Genomic DNA, 19,231 nt, shown 5'->3' on the forward strand with positions numbered 1-19,231 from the left:
GGGGGGCTGGATGAGCAAGCCATTCTCCAGACACACCTGCCCGGCTGATCCCCCCGCATTTCAGGCACAAATCCCGCAGTCTTTTCCCCGCCGTGCCACTAGAATGCTGCCCATCGGGTCACTGTCAACGGAATTGCCAATGCCGCTCAGATCTGCGTTTTACTCCCAACGTTCGCTGGTATTGACTCTGGTCGCCTTCCTCGGCGCAGGTTTCCTCGCCACCTCGCTGCTCAGCTACTACGCCTCGCGGGCCTCGATCCGCGACAACATCGTCAACACCGAACTGCCGCTGACCTCCGACACGGTGTACTCGGAAATCCAGAAAGACCTCGTCAGACCAATCCTGATTTCCTCGATGATGTCGCGCGACACCTTCATGCGCGACTGGGTGGTGAACGGCGAGAAAGACAGCGACCAGATGACCCGTTACCTCGACGAGGTCATGACCCACTACGGCGCCTACACCGCGTTCTTCGTCTCCAACAGCACCCACACCTACTACCACGCCAAGGGCGTGCTCAAGCAGGTGAAAATCGACGAGCCGCGTGACACCTGGTACTTCCGCGTGCGCGACATGAAGGATCCGTACGAGATCAATGTCGACCCGGACCTGGCCAACAAAGACAACATGACCTTCTTCATCAACTACAAGGTCTACGACTACAACGATCGCTTCATCGGCGCCGCCGGCGTAGGGCTGACGGTGGATGCGGTGATCAAGCTGATCGACAAGTACCAGCAGCGCTATCAACGCAGCGTTTACTTCGTCGACACCTTCGGCCGACTGGTCTTGACCGGCGCCGAGGGCGGCCCGGAAGGTGCGCGGGTCGGGAAAAGCCTCAACGATCTCGACAGCATGAAAAGCCTGGTCAGCCAGTTGCCCAAACCCCACAGCGGCAGCTACGAATATTCCGCCCACGGCCAGGGACATTTCCTCAACGTGCGGTTCATTCCCGAGTTGAACTGGTACCTGTTCGTCGACAAACGTGAAGACGGCGCGCTGAGCGAAATCCGCCAGTCGCTGTATATCAATCTGCTGATCTGCCTGCTGGTGACGTTGATCGTGCTGTGGCTGGTCAACCGCTTGATCAAACGCTACCAGGACAAGATCCACGCCCAGGCCACCCTCGACAGCCTCACCGAACTGCCCAACCGCCGCGGCTTCGACCTGCTCGCCGCGCAAGCCCTGCAGGAAGCCCGCCGCGAGCCAAAACCACTGACAGCGTTGCTTCTGGATCTGGACCACTTCAAGGAGTTGAACGACACCTTCGGACACATGGCCGGCGATCAGGTTTTGATCGGCTTTGCCCGGGACCTGCAAAGCTGCCTGCGCCATTCCGACATCGTCTGCCGTTGGGGCGGTGAGGAATTCATCGTTCTGCTGAAGGATACCGACGGCGAGACCGGTCAGAAGATTGCCGAGAAGATCCGCCAGCACGTCGAACAGCATGAATATGCCTACAACGGTCACACGCTGAATCTGACGGTCAGCATCGGCGCCACCACCCTGCAACGGGATGACACCTTGCACAGCCTGCTGTCCCGGGCCGATCATGCGATGTATCGGGCCAAACAGACTGGCCGCAATCGCACCTGCGTGGAAATGCCTCACTCGACCTATGCCTGAAGCCCATGAACAAACCTGACCTCTGCCCGGCCTGTGGCGCCCGCAACGACTGCACCCTGGCCGACCCGCGCACCGCCGACCGCGCCTGCTGGTGCTACGGCGTCACCATCGATCCGGCAGTGCTCGAAGCCCTGCCGCCGCAACTGCGCGACCAATCCTGCCTGTGCCCGCGTTGCGCCCAGGTCGAAGCGCAACTGCAAGCGGCCAAGCCGTCGATCCCGTAAGATGCGCGCCCCGCTGCCTGCCGATTCCTGATCATGCGTGTCGACCGTTTCCTCAGTAACCTGCCCCGCTACAACCGCAAGCAGGTTCGCCTGTTGCTGGTGGAAAAGCGCGTGCGCATTGACGGAAAAGTCGTCAGCGACCCTCACAGCGAAGTCCTGGAATTCAGCCGCGTCGAAGTCGACGACGAAGTGCTGCAAAGCGGTAAACCGGCGCGCTATTTCATGCTGCACAAACCGCAGGGCTGCGTCAGCGCCACCCGCGATCCCGAGCACCCGACCGTGCTCGACCTGATCCACGAGCCGGACAAGGACGACCTGCACATCGCCGGGCGTCTGGACTTCAACACCACCGGGCTGATGCTGATCACCAACGATGGCACCTGGTCGCGGCGCCTGACCCAGCCGCAGACCAAACTGCCGAAGGTCTACTACGTCGAGACCGAGCAGGAGATCGGCCCGGAATATGCGATCAAGTTCACCGAGGGGATCTATTTCGCCTTCGAAGACCTGACCACCCAACCGGCGCAACTGCAAGTGCTCGGCCCGCGAACGGCGCGGTTGAGCATCGTCGAGGGTCGCTACCATCAGGTGAAGCGCATGTTCGGTCACTTCAACAACAAAGTGCTGCGGCTGCACCGCGAATCCATGGGCCTGCTGAACCTGGATAACGCGCTAAAACCGGGCGAATACCGGGCCTTGCGCACCGAAGAGATTCATTTGTTCCAAGCGGCCGACCGCTCAGCAGAAGTTGTCGAACAATTTACCAACGGCACTTGCGCGATCCGGATCCCCCTGCTTGAATCAGGACGTCGGCCAAATTGTGACCGATGAGTCACATATAACTTCCAAGAAACTTTTTGCCGGTAGACAGCCCTCAGGGCTGCGCCTCAGCCGACAGATTGCCCGCCAATAACAATACCCGTCGACCTGCCGTTCCGGATCGACATGGGCTCCAAAATTCCAGGCGTATGCCTACCTGTCACAAAGCTCGTGCAATCTCTATTTGCGCGCATACCCGCTTGCTTGCCAGGAGTCTTATGACATGAGGCCAGAAATCGCTGTGCTGGATATACAGGGTCAGTATCGGGTTTACACGGAGTTCTATCGCGCAGACGCCGCAGAAAAGACCATCATCCTGGTCAACGGCTCGATGGCCACGACTGCGTCGTTTGCACAAACCGTGAAAAACCTGCACCCGCAATTCAATGTGGTCTGCTACGACCAGCCCTACGCGGGCAAGTCGAAAGTCCACAATCGCCACGAGAAACATCTGACGAAAGAAGTCGAAGGTCTGATCCTGCTGGAGCTGATCGATCACTTCGCGGCCGAACACGTGCTGTCGTTCTCCTGGGGTGGCGCCGCGACCATGGTCGCCCTCGCCCATCAGCCTCGGCGAATCGAAAAAGCCGTGATCAGCTCGTTCTCCCCGGTGATCAACGCGCACATGCTTGATTACCTGGAACGCGGCGTCGAATGCCTCGGCCAACGTGACGGCGACCGGGTAGGGCACCTGGTCAATAACACCATCGGCAAACACCTGCCGTCGCTGTTCAAGCGCTTCAACTATCGCCACGTCAGCAGCCTGGCCGAGCACGAATACGGGCAGATGCATTTCCACATCAACGACGTGCTGCACAGCGACCGTCAGTGCTATCTGAACGCGGCGAAGAAAATCAACGTGCCGGTGCTGTTCATGAACGGCGAATGGGACGAATACACCGCCGCCGAAGACGCGCGCCTGTTCGGCAACCACGTCGCGCAGAGCACCTTCACCACCCTGCAGGCCACCGGACACTTCCTCGACATGGAACACAAGTCCGCCTGCCGGGACAGCCAGAACGCCCTGCTCGGTTTCCTGAAACCGGCGCAGCAGGCCAGCCGAACGCGTTACCAGTTAGTCCAGGATCACCATGCATTGGCCATTTGAAACAGCGTCCTCGCGAGCAAGCCTGCAGAGCTGAGATTCAGCCGTCCTCCAGCCCGCAGCGCTTGCCCGCGATTGACCGATGTCGGCTCTGTTTCAGGACTTTCCGTAGTTCGCGTGCAAAGAAAACTTCAAATCCGTGGCCGAGTCTGGTACAAAGTCAGCCGCTCTGAGCGGGTGTCGTATAATGGCATTACTCCAGCTTCCCAAGCTGATAACGAGGGTTCGATTCCCTTCACCCGCTCCAACCGAATTCATGTCCTGCGTCGTGGTTTGACGAAGGATGCGCAAACAGAAAAAACCGGCCTTGATGGCCGGTTTTTTTGTGTCCGGGATTTAGTAGCGAGCAAGCCAGCTTTGAACCATTCAGAAACAACACGTTGATTGAATTCCCCCCATCTGCGCTTACGCTCCTGACAGTCAGTCACTCATGTCGTGAGCGCTCGTTATCGAAGCGTTCGGCTTCAAGGGAGAGATCCGCATGCCTCCCCGGCTGCTTCTAGGACAGAGGCGATCAAGGGTATACGAATGGTTTCGATGGAGTCTCAACGTAAAGCCAAGCTAAAGCGGTTTTAACACCGACAATTTAATTCTGAATTATTGTGTTTTATCGGTATTAATCGCAGATAACCCATATCAAAATGGAGTTAACTGATTTGACGCAATGAAGGTTAACTCTATAATTTTGGGTATTAACCGACCTTTATGCGACATAAGGCACACCATGCTGGAATTAAGCCTCAGCAAACCAAGCGAGATCGTCAAACGGCTCTGCCAACGCCTGCGCACAGAGCGGATAGCCCTGCAGATGACGCAAGCCGATGTGGCTGCTCGCGCAGGTGTCGGCACCAATACGGTGGCCAACCTTGAAGCCGGGCGCAATGTCAGTTTCGAAACCGTAGTTCGAGTGGCCATGGTTGTGGGGCGCGTCCAGGAAATCGAAGACCTGTTCTTGCCAAAACTGGACAGCCTGGACGACATCCTTCGTTACGAAGACAGCTCCAGGCGTCAGCGCATAAAAAGGAAATCAGGAAATGCTTGAACAAGTGGACGTCTACTACGATGGCTGGGGTGAACACTGGCGGTGGGGCACGCTCGTTTCCACGACGGCTATCACCGGTCGCCCACTGATCGTGTTCGAGTACAGCGACGAGGCAAAGAACAGAGGTCTGGAATTGTCGGCGTACAGACTTCCATTGGAAGGCCCCAAGTTACGGCGGGACTTTCCGCTCCATCAATTGGGTTTACCTGGACCGGTCTACGATGCGCTGCCGGATGGCTGGGGCATGCTGCTGATGGATCGATTGTTCAAGCGGCGCGGCCTTAATTCCGCACGTATCGGCCCACTCGAGCGCCTCGCTTACATCGGCAACAATGCCATGGGCGCAATGTCATTCGAGCCGGTAGCACCCGAGGCGCTGGAGCCGCAAGTTGAGGTCTCCATTGATCTGCTGGCTGCCGAGGTGCAGGAAGTCCTCAAGGGTGAGGGTGGCGAGTTCTTGCAACAGCTGTTGCTGGTGGGTGGATCTCCGCAGGGTGCCAGACCCAAAGCCTTGGTCTATCGGGATCCGCGAACAGGCATCTTTACCACCATAGCCAGATCAGGCTTCGAGGCCTGGCTGGTCAAGTTTCCCGCCCGGCAGGAGCACCCCGAGGTATGTGCCATCGAAATGGTCTACGCCGAATGCTTGCGGATGTGTGGAATAAACACACCTGACACTCAGTACTTCAGCCTGCCGAACGGGCTGGCAGCGTTTGCTACCAAACGCTTTGATCGCGAAGACAACTTACGCGTGCCGATGCAAAGTCTCGCGGCCTTCACTGCCGCCGACTTCCAGAATGCCGGTGTGCTGGACTACGTCAACTTCTTGCGTGCGACCCATCTCTGCACCAATGACGTACGAGAGAAAGCGCTCGCGTTTGAGCGTGTAGTCTTCAACGTCGCGTTCAACAACCGCGATGACCACCCCAAGAACTTCGCCTACATCATGTCTAAATCGGGCCAATGGACGCTGGCGCCCGCCTACGATGTGACCTTCTGTGAGGGTCCCGGCGGATACCACCAGATGGACGTCATGGGCGAAGCATTGGAGATCGGACGAAAAGCCATGCTCGACCTTGCAGAGGAAGCGGAAGTATCGGCTGAAACGGCCGACGGCATCATCGCCCGATTCTGCGAGGTGGCTGATCAGTTCGCGACGATGGCAGAAAAGATGTACCCCGGCATCATCACTCAGGACACGTTGCAGACTATCCAGAAACGAATCGATGAAAACGTCGAGCGGCTTCGCTGAGATTGCTCTGCCAAAGCGCCAAAAATGAAAAAACCGGTCGCGATGACCGGTTTTTTTATACCTGCCAAAACATCTGCAAATCAGTCCTTCACCTCAACATGATCCAGCGCCTGATTCACCGCCAATTCCCCCAGCATCACCAGTTGCGCAATGCCTATCGCTGTTCTGCGGTGGGCGGGGTCGAGGGTGGCGGCGAAGTTGTTGAGCATCTCGGAGGCCGAGCCCAGTGATTCGCTGGCGTTGGCCAGCAGGGATTCGGTGTCGTAGGCCGGGTTGGCGAAGTACATCGGGTCGGGTTGGTTGGTCGTGCCCATGACATGGGCGCCTGGGCTGAGGTAGTGGTCGAGGGCGCGGTTGGCGGCGTCGTTGAGTTTTCTGCAGTCGATAGAGACATACGGGGACGTCGGGTCGGTTTCGACTTCAGGGGGATTAGGTGTTGGCTTGAACATGATTTCATCTCTCAAAGTATAGGTTTGAGCTGATCCACTCGGTTCCACGCGAGAGGAGGCAGCTGTACGCGGGTTGGAACCCGGGGAGAGACAACCCGACAGACACAAAGGTCTCCCGCGCACAGCCGCCATAACTGAGTGCACACATTCAAGGTGCGCAGCATACGTCATGAACAACGCTTGTGCGTCGTCAACTCTACTCGGGGTTCCAATCCCGATCGCCGATTCATCAGCGACCCTCACAGGCTAGAGCCCGCACTTCCGACGGACAACCTGAAAACCTTGTGGGAAGGTTCAGTGAACGGAACCCACTCTTTAAACATCCCGAATCGAAAAACCACGTTTACAGATCCCCAACATTCCCCTGGTTCTCACGCTCGCCACGACCCGCTAGCATTTCCCCATCGCCCACCACCCTCCCCCTGCGCGGCCATCGACGAATACGCGCCTTCACGTTTCGAGGGATTCAAATCCGTGGCCTCCGAGCCACCCAAATCAAATTCAAAAGAGCAGCAAACCCATGACCCAAAACATCTACGACGACCCCGAATTTTTCCAGGGCTACAGCCAGATGAACCGCTCCATCGGCGGCCTCGATGCCGCGCCGGAATGGCCGGCGCTGAAAGCTTTGTTGCCCTCCCTGCACGGTTTGCAGGTGGTGGATCTGGGCTGCGGCTATGGCTGGTTCTGTCGCTGGGCCAGCGAACACGGCGCAGCCGAGGTGCTGGGGCTGGATGTCTCGGAGAAAATGCTCGCACGAGCGAAGGAAACCACCTCGGCCGCGAACATCCGCTACGAACGTGCCGACCTGGAACAGCTCGACTTGCCTGCATGCACTTACGATCTGGCCTACAGCTCGCTGGCGCTGCACTACATCAAGGATCTCTCGGGGCTGTTCGCCAAACTGCACGCGGCGCTTAAACCCGGTGCGCACTTTGTGTTTTCCATTGAGCACCCGATCTTCATGGCGCCGCGCAATCCGGGCTGGCTGATCGACAGCGAAGGCCACAAGCGCTGGCCGCTGGACAGTTATCAGATGGAAGGCGAGCGGGTGACCAACTGGCTGGCCGACGGCGTAATCAAGCAGCATCGTACGGTCGGCACGCTACTCAACGCGTTGATCGACGCCGGGTTCACGATTCAACACGTCGACGAATGGGGCCCGAGCGATGCCGAAGTGGCCGCGCAACCAACGCTCGCTGAAGAGCGTGAGCGGCCGATGATGATGCTGGTCGCCGTACAGCGCTGACCGCCAAAGAAAGGGCCGATCAAATCGGCCCTTTTTTCATTTCAACGTGTGGCGACAATGAACAACCGTGGAAACGGCAACAGCACCGAACCATCCGCCAGTGCCGGATACGCCTTCGCGACCTCCGCCAGATAGTGCGCCAGATACTCCGCCCGCTCCGCTTCCGCCAGCGGGCTGAGGAACGGAATCAGACCGCTGCCCTTGAACCACTCGACAACGCCCGAAGCCCCGCCCGCCAACTGATGGTGATACGTGGTGCGCCACACATCGACCCGTGCGCAATGCGGACGCAGCATCGAAAAATAAGAACTGGCATCCGCCATCTCGGTCCGCTGCCCCGCCGCGCCCGCCAGTTTGTCGGCCCACGGCCCGTTGGCCGCCACTTCACGCATCAACCGATGGGACGGCTCGTTGAGGTTGTCCGGCATCTGAATCGCCAGACTGCCACCCTGCGCCAACTTGCCCGCCAGCGCCGGCAACAAGGTCGCGTGATCCGGCACCCACTGCAAAACGGCGTTGGCAAAAATCACATCGAACGGCCCTGCATCCGCCCATTGATCAATGTCCGCCACCTCGAACTGCAACTGCGGCAGACGCTTGCGCGCGGCATCGATCATGTCCGGCGAACTGTCGAGCCCCCGCACTTTCGCCCCCGGAAAACGCTCTACCAGAAGCTCAGTCGAGTTGCCGGGGCCGCACCCGATGTCGACCACGGAACGCGCCTCGGGCGTCGGAATCGCCGCCAGCAAATCGCGGGCCGGGCGGGTGCGTTCATCTTCGAAAGTGACGTATTGCTTGGCGGACCAGGTCATTGCGTTCTCCTGTCGTGGACGTTTTGGCGAAACGTGCAAAAGCGGCTGCCGTCACGATACAGCGATCGTTTAGACCTGCCTTCCCCTACCTACGTCCGATATCGCGAGGATCGCCGGCCTCGTCCGTGCGCACAGGGATTCGGAAAACTGTAAGTAGAATTTTCACACGGCCCACGATGTCTGAATTTCAAGCCCCCCAACAAGGAACACGGTCATGAAATTCGCAAAGGTTTCCCAAACGCTGGCGCTCTGGGCCGGTAGCCCGAAGACGTTCATGGGCGCTTTGATTCTGATCGGGCTCTGGGGGTTGAGCGGGCCGATTTTCGATTACAACGACACCTGGCAACTGATCATCAATACCTCGACCACGATCATCACGTTCCTGATGGTGTTCCTGATCCAGAACACTCAGAACCGCGACACCGACATCATTCATTTGAAACTCGATGAGTTGCTGCGGGTAACCAAGGAAGCGCAGAACGCGATGCTCGGGCTGGAGTCGCTGGATCTCAAGCAGCTGGAAGCGCTGCGCCGGCATTACCGGGCAATGGGTGAAAACGAGGTGTTTGACCTGGAAGGCCTGGGGGACAAGAGCAAGCCGAAACAGAATCTGAACGACTGTTGAAGACAACAAAAACGGCGCCATGAGCGCCGTTTTCTTTACCTCGGCGTTAGCGACTGGCCAGGGCCTTGGCCATTTCCAGATGACTCTGCAATTTCGGCAGAGTCTCGTCGGCAAACGCCTTGATCTCCGGCACGTCGGTGGTCTGGGCTTCCTGCTGGATCTGCTCGATGGCTTCTTCAGTGGCCTTGACCTGGCTGGCGGCGTACGCCTGATCGAAGCTCGCGCCCTCTTTGACCTCCGGCATCAACGCCTTGGCCTTGTCGGCGACTTCTTCGCGGGGCGCGACCGGAAGATCCAGTTTCCTGGCAATTTTCGCCAGATGCTGGTTGGCGGTGGTGCGGTCGTTGATGACGACGATGGTGTAATCCTTGACTTCTTTGGACTCCGCCTTGCTGTGCGCCAGACGACTGGCCTCGATGTCGGCCATGCCTTTGGCCGAGGCTTCGTTGATGAAGTCGGCTGGCGACTGGGCAAACGCACTGCTGGCAAACAACCCCAACAGGCTGACAAAACTGATGCGGCGTACTCGGGTGGCCATCCGGCTCATGGTCGCGCCCTCCTTCTTTGCAGATTCAAGCGGGAGCTTGCGCCCCCGCCTCTCAATCAAAACAACCTTCGCCGACTACTTCGATTTCTGAGCAGGCTTGCGGCCCATGTCGGTTTTAGGCTCTTTGTCGACAGTCGTAGTGGTGGTTTTCCCACCTTTGCGACCGGCTTCAGACGCCTTCGTTCGATCGTTGGCGAAGTTTCCCGAGTTCGAGTTTCTTGAGTTAGGCATGATTCTCTACCTCTTGGCATTGATCGTAAGCGAGCAGGTGCCCGCCTAGATTGAGAATTTCCTCACCGCCAAAGGTTTAGAAAAGTTGCGGTTGCCGCGACGAACGGTGAACCGCCAATCAGCTGTCCAGCCGCCGATGATTCTGGCGCTTGGCGCTGTACATGGCCTGGTCGGCGTGGCGGAACAGTTGCTGTTCCTCGTCGCCATGCTCGGGGTAACGGGCCACGCCAATGCTCGGTTCGATGTGCAGGTTGTGCCCGTCCAGGCGCATGGGTTGCACCAGTACCTGTCGGATTTTTTCCGCCACGCTGTCGGCATCGTCGGCGGCGTGGACGCTGTGCAACAGCACCACGAATTCGTCGCCGCCGATCCGCGCCACGGTGTCGGTTTCGCGCACACAGCCCTTGAGCCGGTTGGCCACCGTCTGCAGCAGCATGTCACCGACCCCATGACCAAAGGTGTCGTTGACCTGTTTGAAGCGATCCAGATCGACATACAGCAGCGCCATGTGCCCGGACTGTTCCCGCGCACGGCTCAGCGCAGCCTTGAGGCGGTCGCGCAGCAGTTCGCGATTGGGCAATTGGGTCAGTTGATCGTATTGCGCCATGCGCCGCAGACGAGCGTGCAGTCGCTGGCGTTCGATGGCGGTGGCGACCTGGGCGCAGACGTATTGCAGCAATTCCTTGTCGCGCTCGGTGTAGCGCTCGCCGCCGGGCAGGCTTTTGACGATCAGCGCGCCGATGGTGCGGTCTTTCGAACTCAGCGGCACGCCGAGCCAGCACGGTGATTGCTGACCGGCTACCAGCGCTGCGAACTCCGGCGGCGCGTGTGGGCAATCCGGGGTCAGGAGGATCGGCTGGCCGCTGCGAATCACTTCCGTACACAAGCGCCCGGTGACGGTGCCGGGTTGCTCCGGTTGCAACTCGTTATCGTCGACGTGATAGGGAAAGTTCAACTGCGCGCAATGTTCGTCGTACAGCGCCACGGAGAAATTCAGCGCCGGCAGCCACTCGCCAATAATCATGTGGATGCGCTTGAACAGCGCCAGCAGATCCTCCGCCGCATGAGCCGCTTCGGAGATCGCGTACAGCGCCGCCTGTCGGGATTCGGCCAGTTTGCGTTCGGTAATGTCACGGGCCACGGCGATGCGCAGTTGATCGACTTCCGACCAGCGCGCCGACCACAGGATGTGCACGACGCTGCCGTCCTTGCGTACATAGCGGTTTTCGAAATTGAGCTTGGGTTCGCCGCCCATGATGTCGCTGGCGGCGGCCAGGGTGCGCTCTCGATCCGCCGGGTAGACGTAATCGATCATCGCCTGGCCGATCAGTTCGTCAGGCGTGTAACCGAGAATCCGCTCGCAGGCCGCACTGACAAAAACGAAACGACCTTGCTTGTCGACCGCGCAAACGGCGTCCAGCAATAGATCGATGTAACTCGCCAGCGGCGCGGAATTTCGGCTTTCCATGGTTCAGCGTAGGTGTCCGGGCAATGCAGCACTGTTCAACCATCCATGACCTCGACCTCGCATCCCTGCGACTGTTTTCAAGCCTCGTTCGGCATCAACCCCGGCAGCGCATGCACCAGCGCGTTGATGGCAAAACCGATGAACATGATCCCGCACAACCGGGTGATCGCCAGTTCGTGGCGCTGATACAGCGTACGCACCTGCCGCGCCCCGACGATGCCAATGAGGATAGCGTAGGCGAGCAATCCACCGAGGAAACTCAAGGCGATCAGCATCGGCAGCATCGACCAGTTGAGCAGTTCGGCGCGGCTCGACAGCAGCGCGGTGAACGTCGCCACTGCCACCGGGTAGGCCTTGGGGTTGGTCAGCCCGAACAGGATGCCGTGCCAGAACGGCTGACGCGCCGCACCCTGCGGCTGTTCGCCGTTGCTGCGCTTGGTCCGCACCGCGCGCCAGCCGAGCCAGAACAGGTACAGGCCGCTGAGTACGCCGAGCACATCGAACGCGGTGCTGCCGATTTCCCGGGCGCCAACAATCGCGATCAACGCGGTGCTGCACCAGATCACATCGCCCAGCAGATGCCCGCACAAGAACCCCGCCCCGGCCCGCCGCCCACGTGCGGCGCCGATGCCGAACACCGCCAGCACACCCGGCCCCGGCGTGATGCCGTAGATGAAACCCGAGGCCAGCACGGCCATTAGCAACGATGGAGTCATGGAAAACCTGCAAGTCCCGGAAAACGTGGCCGCCAGTCTATCCCAGCGGTTTGTGGATATTCACGGCTCGTTGAAAAAACGCATGCCCGCGTAGGGCTTTTGCCGACACGCGGCCAACCGCGAAGCGAGATCACCGACGTGGGCTTCGAGCTTGTGACCGTCCGGGTCGAGGAAGTAGAACGACGCGCCTTCACTGCGGTTGTCGCGCCACTCCTGCACGTTGGCGGCACGAAGCTGCTGCACGAACAGCGCAAAGTCCGCAGCGCCAATGCTGAAGGCGTAGTGGGTGTAGTCGGCGGCGGGCTCGGGATGGCGCTTCGTATCAAGCGACAGGCACAACCACAGGCCCGGAAGCGACAGATAGGCACCGGCGTCCCAGATGGCCTCGACGCGCAGCTTCAGCACATCGCGGTAGAACGCGAGGCTGCGATCCAGGTCGCTGACGGCGAGGGTCAGGTGGTTGAGGCCGGTGAGCATCGGTCAGTAACCTCTGAGGTCTTCGGGAATGGTGTATTGCTTGCCGTCGTAGGTCAGGGTGATTTGGGTTTTAGTGAGGTCGGTGGTTTTGGAAACGCACTCTTTGCCTGACTGGGTCGAGGTGTACACCACACCACTTGAGGAAACGATCAGGTCAGCGAGGCCATTATGGCTGGATGGGCCGATTTCCAAGGTCCTGAGGATTTTCGTGTCCCTGGTTTCGCACTCCCCCGTACCCTCGCCGAACTCCTTGCGAATGACCAGACCTTCCAGTACAGGTCGTAGCTTGGCGCCTTCGCGGACGTACAGCGCCAAGTCTGTCCTCGCATAGGGATTGGCTCTGGAGAGATGGACAGAGAAATCCGAGCGCAGACCGAACGCGCGAACCTCCGATGCGAGACGGTAACGGGCGGTATCGATCTTCAGATCATCGAACCGGGTAGCATCAGAGTTGTAGGCGCCGGGCTTGGTATAAGTCGCCAGCGGTTTGGCGTCGGAAGCGTTGAGCAGCGACAGTTCCAGGTCGAACACTCCATCCTGGTCACCTTCGGAATCGGGCACGAACGTGGACTTCGCCGAAATCGCCTTGTCGGGGAAGGCCGGCCACACTTTGCAGCGTGACAGGGAGTGGCCGTCGAGTTTTTTTACCTGACAGGCAGCGTGTGCCTGAGTGGTAACGGCCAGAAAGCCTAGGGCGATGAAAAGTCGGGTTGGGCTGAGCATTGTTCTTCCTTGAAATAAGTCGCGTTGGCTCTGTATCACTCGATGGCTTTGAAACCTTTAGGCAAGACGTAAGACTTGCCGTCATACCGAAGTGTGGTCAATACGGGTTTATCGGCCGTAGTCTTCAACGCACAAGTGTCCGGTGGCCCTTCGCCTACAAGGCCGGTAGTGACTGATTTAACAATCAGGTCGGCGTAACCGTGCGAACTGGTTTTACCGATTTCGATAGTACGATCCGTGTAATAACGCTCCCCCGCACAACCACCATCCCACTCGCCACCGTAGTCATACATCACCAGTCGATCCAGCACCGGACGCAACTTGTCGCCCTCCTTCACATAGAGCGACAACAGGACTTGATCCATGGGATTGACGCGGGAAGAGCCCTTGAATCTCACACGAACGCCAAAAGCCCGAAGCTCGGGAGTGAGCTTGTAACGCGCCGTATCGAACTCCACGCTTTCCAATGCGATCGCATCGGACATGAATGCAGAGGGCAAGTGATAGGTGGCAATCGTTTTGAATTCATCTGTAGTTACCGACAACCCAAGGTCATAACTGCCGACGTCATTGTCCTTGCCATACACCGGATCGGGTGCAAATTTCGAAACCGCATTCAGGGTCAAGCCGGGATAAGCGGGCCACGCCCTACACACTGAAAAATCCCGCGCGCCCGTCACCGGCGCAGGCACACACTCAGCTAACACCTGCCCCGCGATCAACGCCCCACACAGCGCCAGCCCCACCGTTACCCCAGACTTCACTGTCACGCCCCGCTCCTTGATATTTTTCAGCCGCGCACTATCCCCTGCTCAATCCGCCGATTCAACCAGTTCAACGCCTGATCCCCGCCGCGCCGTTTGTGCCACGCCGAGACAAACGTGAACGGCGCGATTTCAAACGGTGGCGGCACGACGATCAGTGAGTCGTCATGCACCTCATTCAACGCCCGCGAGGCCACGGTCAGGATCAGGTCCGTGCCGCTGATGAACTGCGGCGCGACGCTCCAGTGCGGCAGGCTGATGGCGACGCGACGGCGTTCGCGCAGGGCGGTCAGGGTGCGTTCGATTTCCGGGGTACCGCTGCCGCGCATTTCCAGCAGGACATGGGGACGGGAGAGATAGGTTGGCAGGTCGAGAACACCTCCGGCGGGAAGGCTATGGCGATCCAGAAGGCAGACGTAGCGTTCCTCGAACAACGGCGTGCTACGCAGTTCACCGGGCAGTTCCGGGAGTACACCGGCAGCGAGATCGATGTCGCCGTTGAGCAGACCTTCGACCATGCCTTCGCGGCTGGCGTGACTGATTTGCAGATCGATACCCGGCGCTTTCGCGCGCAAGGTGCGAATCAGTCCGGGCAGGATGATCGCCGCGCCGTAGTCCGACATCGCAAGGCGAAAGGTCCGACGGGCGCTGGCCGGATCAAAGGTATTCGGCGCCAGCAACGATTGCACCTGAGCCAGGGTTTCTGCCAGCGGTGCCGCCAGCTCCAGCGCTCGCGCAGTGGGCACCAGCCCCGAACCGGCACGCACCAGCAATGGATCACCGAGCAAGTCGCGCAAGCGCGCCAACGCGTGGCTGACCGCCGGTTGACTCAGGTGCAGACGCTCGGCAGCGCGGGTCACATGTTGCTCGCTCAGCAACGCGTCCAGAATCACCAGCAGGTTGAGATCGATGCGGCGCAGATCATTCATTCGATGCATGTTCCGGATATCAAAACAGAATTTAAATCTGCGCGACGAATACCCTAGAGTCCAGCAAAACCTTGCAGGAGAACGATCATGGGGACGATGCAGTGGGTCGGATTGCTTTTATTGGCGGTATTCGCCGGTGCTGTGGTGCCGTTTCAGAGTGCGATCAACATCAATCTGGCGCGGGGGTTGGGGCATCCGCTGTGGGCAACGCTCACCTCGCTTGTGGTGAGCGTGCTGGTGTTGTTGCCAGTGATTGTCGCGCTGCGCCTGCCGTTGCCGTCGCTGGCCCTCGCCAGCAAGCTGCCGTTTTGGATGTGGACCGGTGGCGCGTTCGGGGTGTGCTTTGTCGCATTGGCGGTGGTGTTGCTGCCAAAGTTGGGGGCGTCGGGATTTCTGGCGCTGGCCTTGGCCGGGCAAATGATCACGTCAATCGTGCTGGATCACTTTGGCCTGTTCGGATTGGTGGAGAAACATCTGACCTTGCCGCGCCTGTTCGGCGCGGTGTTGTTGATGGCTGGAGTGGTGCTGATTCAGTTTGGTGACTCGGCTGCCAGGTCCCTGTCAGCGGCGAGCTGATCGTTCGCGTTACAAGAACGACCAGCCCGTGATCTCAGTACTTGTCCAGCGTGCGCAGCTTCTGCGGCAAGCCCCACAACAGCAACGCCGCCGCGATCAGCGCCGCCACGCCGATGACATACAACGCCGGTGTGGTGCTGCCGGTCAGATCCCTGATCCGGCCGACCATTACCGGGCTGACGATGCCGCCGAACTGCCCCAGGGTGTTGATCACCGCAATCCCGCCCGCCGCACCGGCTCCAGCGCCGGCCAGCAACTTCGGTGGCAGGGTCCAGAAACTCGGAATCGACGCGATGATCCCGGCGCCCAGCAATCCAAGGGCGACGATCAGGAACGTGGTGTGGCTGGCGAAAATCCCCGCACTGAAGAAGCCGATGGCGCCGACAACCACCAGCCCCGCGACAAACTTGCGCCGCTCCCCCGTGGCATCTGACAGACGACCGATCACCACCATGCTGATCGCACCGCAAACGTATGGAATCGAGGTCAGCAGACCGATCATCACCGGGCTTTCGGTGCCGGCACTGCGGATCAGTTGCGGAGCCCAGAAATTCAGGCCGTAGGACGCGACCTGGATCAGGAAGTAGATCAGCCCCAGCGTCAGGAAACCCGGAATCTTCAGCGCCGCCAGCAACGAACCGCCGCTCTTGTGCGGTTCGTGATGGGCGATGCGGCTGGCCAACAGTTTTTTCTCATCCGGGGTCAGCCAGTGAGCGTCCTCGATGCGGTCCTTGAGCAAGGTCAGCACCAGAAAACCCAGACCGACGCAAGGCACACCGCCAAGCAGGAACAACCAGTGCCAGCCGCGCATTTGCAGCACGCCGTCGAGGTGTTCCAGTACCAGTCCGGAGAACGGCGCGCCGACCAGTCCGGCAAACGCCGAGGCCAGGAACAGCATCGAAGTGATGCGGCCACGGAAGTGCTGCGGGAACCACAGCGTCAGGTAATACAGCACGCCGGGGGCGAAACCGGCCTCCATCGCCCCGATCAGAAAGCGCAGCACGTAGAACTGCCATTCGCTGGTGACGAACACCATCAGCGCCGTCGCCACGCCCCAGGACATCATGATCCGGGCGATCCAGCGCCGCGCGCCGACCTTGTACAGCATCATGTTGCTCGGCACTTCGAACAGCACGTAACCGACCACGAACAGACCGGCACCGAGACCGTAGGCGGTGTCACTCAGGCTCAGGTCGGCCTGCAACTGAAACTTGGCGAAGCTGATGTTGATGCGGTCGAAGAAGGCGAACAGGTAGCAAACCATGATCAACGGCATCAGGCGCCAGGCGACCTTGCTGACCAGGGCTTTTTCGGCGTCGTGATCGACGGACGGGCTCGCGCCCGCCTCCATAACATTGAGGCTCATAGTTTTTTCTCCAGGCGGACTGCCGGTGGGCGTCCGATTGTTGTTGTTGTCTGGTTCAGGTGAGTCGGTGAGCGTGTGAAATCAGGTGGGGATCGGGTGCAGATCGCAATTGCGTCCGGCCTTGGCCAGTTGCCCCGGCACTTCGTGGCCCAGCAGCGCGGGCAAACCACGGGACAGTTTCAGCAGCAGCGGCAGATCGATGCCGGTGGGAATGCCGACTTCATCGCAGAGGTTCACCAGGTCTTCGGTGCAAATATTGCCCGACGCACCCGGTGCAAACGGACAGCCGCCGAGCCCGCCCAACGCCGCGTCGAAACGCCGGGCACCTGCTTCGTAAGCCGCCAGTACATTGCACAGACCCAGGCCTCGGGTGTTGTGGAAATGCAGGGTCAGGTCCGCCGCCGAAACGCGCTGCAATACCCGTCGCACCAGTCGATCGACCTGTCGCGGATTGGCCATGCCGGTGGTGTCGGCCAGGGTGATGCCCTGAATGCCGAGCGCCTGATAGGCCTCGACAATTTGCAATACACGGTCTTCGTCGATCGCGCCTTCGAACGGGCAACCGAAGGTCGTCGCGACACTGCCGTTGAGCCGCACGCCCGAGCCGCTGGCGAAACTCACGATTTCGCCGAACGCCGCCAGCGAAGCTTCGCAACGCATGCGCATGTTCGCCAGGTTGTGGGTCTGGCTGGCGGACATCACCAGGTTCAGTTCATCGGCGCCGGACTCCAGCGCCCGTTGCGCGCCCTTGAGGTTGGGAATCAGCGCGACGTAAATCACCCCCGGCTGACGCTCAATGCCCTTGAACACCTGCTCGCCATCACGCAGGGCCGGGATCGCTTTCGGCGAGACGAACGAGCCGGCCTCGATGCGGCTGAATCCTGCCTGTGACAGCTGATCGATCAGGGCGATCTTGTCTTCGGTTTCGACCCAGGTCGGTTCGATTTGCAGGCCGTCCCGGGGCGAGACTTCCTGGACGATCAGGGTCTGCGAGTAATCGCTGATCATTGCACCACCCCCTGGCTTTTCAGGCGTTCGATGTCCGAGGCGGTCAGACCGAGACCTGCGAGAATGCCGTCGGTGTGCTGACCAAGGCCGGGGCCCGACCAGTTCACCCCGCCGGGGGTTTCCGAAAGTTTGGGCACGATGCCCGGCATCTTCACGCTCGCCCCGCCGGGCAGTTCGGCGTCGAGCAACATGTCCCGGGCCTGATAGTGCGGATCGGCAACAATATCGGCCACCGAATAGATGCGGCCGGCCGGCACTTCGGCGGCTTCCAGCGCCGCCAGTACATCATTGATCGGCAGGCTGCTGGTCCAGTGGGTAATGGCGGCGTCGAGCAGACCGCTCTTCGCGGCGCGGCCGTCGTTGTGGGCGAACTCTTCGGCGTCGGCCAGATCATCCCGACCGATCACCTGCATCAGGCGCTTGTAGATCGGATCGCTGTTACCGGCGATCACCACGTAGGCGCCATCGGCCGTGAGGTAGGTGTTGGAGGGTGCGATGCCCGGCAACGCGCCGCCGCTGCGTTCGCGGACATGGCCGAGCATGTCGTATTCCGGCACCAGACTTTCCATGACGTTGAACACGCTTTCGGCCAGTGACACGTCGACAACCTGCCCGCCGCCCTGCCCGGTCTTGACCCGCAGCAGCGACATCAGCGCGCCGATCACCGCGTGCAGCGAAGCCAGCGAATCGCCGAGGCTGACACCGACTCGCGCCGGTGGCGAACCGGGGGTGCCGGTGGTGTAGCGAATGCCGCCCATGGCCTCGCCGATCGCACCGAAGCCGGGGCGGTCGCGGTAAGGGCCGGTCTGGCCATAGCCGGAAATGCGCACCAGGGTCAGGTCGGGATTGAGCGCGTGCAGCACGTCCCAGCCCAGGCCGAGTTTTTCCAGGGCGCCGGGGCGCAGGTTTTCGATGATCACATCGGCATCACGGGCCAGTTGCTTGACCAGTTCGATGCCTTCACCGGATTTCAGATTGAGCGCCAGGGATTTCTTGTTGCGCGATTGCAGGTACCACCACAGCGACGTTCCTTCGTGCAGCTTGCGCCATTTGCGCAGCGGGTCGCCCTGACCCATGGCTTCGATCTTGATCACCTCGGCGCCGAATTCGGCGAGCATGCGCGCGGCAAACGGCGCAGCAATCAGGGTGCCGATTTCGATCACTTTGATCGCACTCAGAGGGGCAGTCATCGCGGGGTACCTCTTGTTCTTGGAATTGCGGC

General features: G+C 60.0%; 21 protein-coding genes, 1 tRNA gene and 1 pseudogene. 10 read left to right on the forward strand and 13 right to left on the reverse strand.

Going from position 1 to position 19,231, the window contains the following annotated elements; all coding sequences use genetic code 11:
* Positions 1–139: 139 nt before the first annotated feature.
* The 7 genes and pseudogenes from CAF73_RS22175 (at position 140) to CAF73_RS22205 (ending at position 6,069) form a co-directional block, all read left to right on the forward strand.
* Positions 140–1,627 carry a sensor domain-containing diguanylate cyclase gene (locus CAF73_RS22175; protein WP_085703833.1) on the forward strand — a complete coding sequence of 496 codons (1,488 nt, stop codon included), beginning with the start codon at positions 140–142 and terminating at the stop codon, positions 1,625–1,627.
* 5 nt (positions 1,628–1,632) lie between these two features.
* Positions 1,633–1,851 (forward strand): cysteine-rich CWC family protein, encoded by a 219-nt coding sequence (locus CAF73_RS22180; protein WP_085700573.1) that lies wholly within the window; start codon positions 1,633–1,635, stop codon positions 1,849–1,851.
* Positions 1,852–1,884: 33 nt separating this feature from the next.
* Positions 1,885–2,571, forward strand: a pseudogene (locus CAF73_RS22185) (pseudouridine synthase); the annotation flags it as partial.
* Between the two features lie 322 nt (positions 2,572–2,893).
* Positions 2,894–3,778, forward strand: a complete 885-nt coding sequence (locus CAF73_RS22190) for an alpha/beta fold hydrolase (protein WP_085700572.1) — start codon at positions 2,894–2,896, stop codon at positions 3,776–3,778.
* Between the two features lie 170 nt (positions 3,779–3,948).
* Positions 3,949–4,022 (forward strand) — tRNA-Gly (locus tag CAF73_RS22195).
* A 477-nt stretch (positions 4,023–4,499) separates the two neighbouring features.
* Positions 4,500–4,817 (forward strand): helix-turn-helix transcriptional regulator, encoded by a 318-nt coding sequence (locus tag CAF73_RS22200; RefSeq protein WP_064384151.1) that lies wholly within the window; start codon positions 4,500–4,502, stop codon positions 4,815–4,817.
* A complete protein-coding gene (locus CAF73_RS22205) occupies positions 4,810–6,069 on the forward strand; it encodes a type II toxin-antitoxin system HipA family toxin (RefSeq protein WP_085700571.1) in 1,260 nt (419 codons plus the stop codon). Before CAF73_RS22200 ends, CAF73_RS22205 begins: the two co-directional genes overlap by 8 nt.
* Before the next feature lie 80 nt (positions 6,070–6,149).
* Here CAF73_RS22205 and CAF73_RS22210 read toward each other — a convergent pair whose 3' ends face one another.
* Entirely contained in the window at positions 6,150–6,518 is a 369-nt protein-coding gene (locus CAF73_RS22210) for a DUF6124 family protein (RefSeq protein WP_085700570.1), read from the reverse strand.
* 520 nt (positions 6,519–7,038) lie between these two features.
* On the opposite strand from CAF73_RS22210, the gene CAF73_RS22215 reads away from it, so the two are divergent.
* On the forward strand, positions 7,039–7,767 hold the full coding sequence (locus tag CAF73_RS22215) for a bifunctional 2-polyprenyl-6-hydroxyphenol methylase/3-demethylubiquinol 3-O-methyltransferase UbiG (protein ID WP_085703834.1): 729 nt from the start codon (positions 7,039–7,041) through the stop codon (positions 7,765–7,767).
* Positions 7,768–7,808: 41 nt separating this feature from the next.
* On the opposite strand, the gene tam is transcribed toward CAF73_RS22215, so the two are convergent.
* The gene (tam, locus tag CAF73_RS22220) at positions 7,809–8,579 is read right to left on the reverse strand and encodes a trans-aconitate 2-methyltransferase (protein WP_085700568.1); all 771 of its coding nucleotides are present in this window, start codon (positions 8,577–8,579) and stop codon (positions 7,809–7,811) included.
* Positions 8,580–8,793: 214 nt separating this feature from the next.
* On the opposite strand from tam, the gene CAF73_RS22225 reads away from it, so the two are divergent.
* The gene (locus CAF73_RS22225) at positions 8,794–9,204 is read left to right on the forward strand and encodes a low affinity iron permease family protein (RefSeq protein WP_085700567.1); all 411 of its coding nucleotides are present in this window, start codon (positions 8,794–8,796) and stop codon (positions 9,202–9,204) included.
* A gap of 46 nt (positions 9,205–9,250) precedes the next feature.
* On the opposite strand, the gene CAF73_RS22230 is transcribed toward CAF73_RS22225, so the two are convergent.
* From CAF73_RS22230 to CAF73_RS22265, 8 genes are all read right to left on the reverse strand, one after another.
* Entirely contained in the window at positions 9,251–9,751 is a 501-nt protein-coding gene (locus tag CAF73_RS22230; protein ID WP_085700566.1) for a DUF4142 domain-containing protein, read from the reverse strand.
* Positions 9,752–9,826: 75 nt separating this feature from the next.
* Positions 9,827–9,982, reverse strand: a complete 156-nt coding sequence (locus CAF73_RS22235) for a KGG domain-containing protein (protein ID WP_077045875.1) — start codon at positions 9,980–9,982, stop codon at positions 9,827–9,829.
* A 118-nt stretch (positions 9,983–10,100) separates the two neighbouring features.
* Positions 10,101–11,450, reverse strand: coding sequence for a bifunctional diguanylate cyclase/phosphodiesterase (locus CAF73_RS22240; protein WP_085700565.1), 1,350 nt, complete (start codon positions 11,448–11,450; stop codon positions 10,101–10,103).
* A gap of 77 nt (positions 11,451–11,527) precedes the next feature.
* Positions 11,528–12,166, reverse strand: a complete 639-nt coding sequence (locus CAF73_RS22245) for a LysE family translocator (RefSeq protein ID WP_085703835.1) — start codon at positions 12,164–12,166, stop codon at positions 11,528–11,530.
* Between the two features lie 60 nt (positions 12,167–12,226).
* Complete coding sequence (gene fos / locus CAF73_RS22250) at positions 12,227–12,643, reverse strand: fosfomycin resistance glutathione transferase (protein ID WP_085703836.1); 417 nt, start codon at positions 12,641–12,643, stop codon at positions 12,227–12,229.
* 3 nt (positions 12,644–12,646) lie between these two features.
* A complete protein-coding gene (locus tag CAF73_RS22255; protein WP_085703837.1) occupies positions 12,647–13,366 on the reverse strand; it encodes a hypothetical protein in 720 nt (239 codons plus the stop codon).
* 35 nt (positions 13,367–13,401) lie between these two features.
* Positions 13,402–14,136, reverse strand: coding sequence for a hypothetical protein (locus tag CAF73_RS22260; protein WP_085703838.1), 735 nt, complete (start codon positions 14,134–14,136; stop codon positions 13,402–13,404).
* A 20-nt stretch (positions 14,137–14,156) separates the two neighbouring features.
* Positions 14,157–15,068 (reverse strand): LysR family transcriptional regulator, encoded by a 912-nt coding sequence (locus CAF73_RS22265; RefSeq protein ID WP_170929778.1) that lies wholly within the window; start codon positions 15,066–15,068, stop codon positions 14,157–14,159.
* 78 nt (positions 15,069–15,146) lie between these two features.
* On the opposite strand from CAF73_RS22265, the gene CAF73_RS22270 reads away from it, so the two are divergent.
* Positions 15,147–15,635 carry a DMT family transporter gene (locus CAF73_RS22270; RefSeq protein ID WP_085700559.1) on the forward strand — a complete coding sequence of 163 codons (489 nt, stop codon included), beginning with the start codon at positions 15,147–15,149 and terminating at the stop codon, positions 15,633–15,635.
* 34 nt (positions 15,636–15,669) lie between these two features.
* On the opposite strand, the gene CAF73_RS22275 is transcribed toward CAF73_RS22270, so the two are convergent.
* From CAF73_RS22275 to CAF73_RS22285, 3 genes are all read right to left on the reverse strand, one after another.
* Positions 15,670–17,001, reverse strand: a complete 1,332-nt coding sequence (locus CAF73_RS22275; protein ID WP_085700558.1) for an MFS transporter — start codon at positions 16,999–17,001, stop codon at positions 15,670–15,672.
* Between the two features lie 81 nt (positions 17,002–17,082).
* On the reverse strand, positions 17,083–18,009 hold the full coding sequence (locus CAF73_RS22280) for a hydroxymethylglutaryl-CoA lyase (RefSeq protein ID WP_085703839.1): 927 nt from the start codon (positions 18,007–18,009) through the stop codon (positions 17,083–17,085).
* Entirely contained in the window at positions 18,006–19,199 is a 1,194-nt protein-coding gene (locus tag CAF73_RS22285) for a CaiB/BaiF CoA-transferase family protein (protein ID WP_085703840.1), read from the reverse strand. Before CAF73_RS22285 ends, CAF73_RS22280 begins: the two co-directional genes overlap by 4 nt.
* Positions 19,200–19,231: the final 32 nt, after the last annotated feature.

The organism is Pseudomonas sp. B15(2017) (assembly GCF_002113215.1).
In the GTDB taxonomy this organism is placed as follows: Bacteria; Pseudomonadota; Gammaproteobacteria; order Pseudomonadales; family Pseudomonadaceae; genus Aquipseudomonas.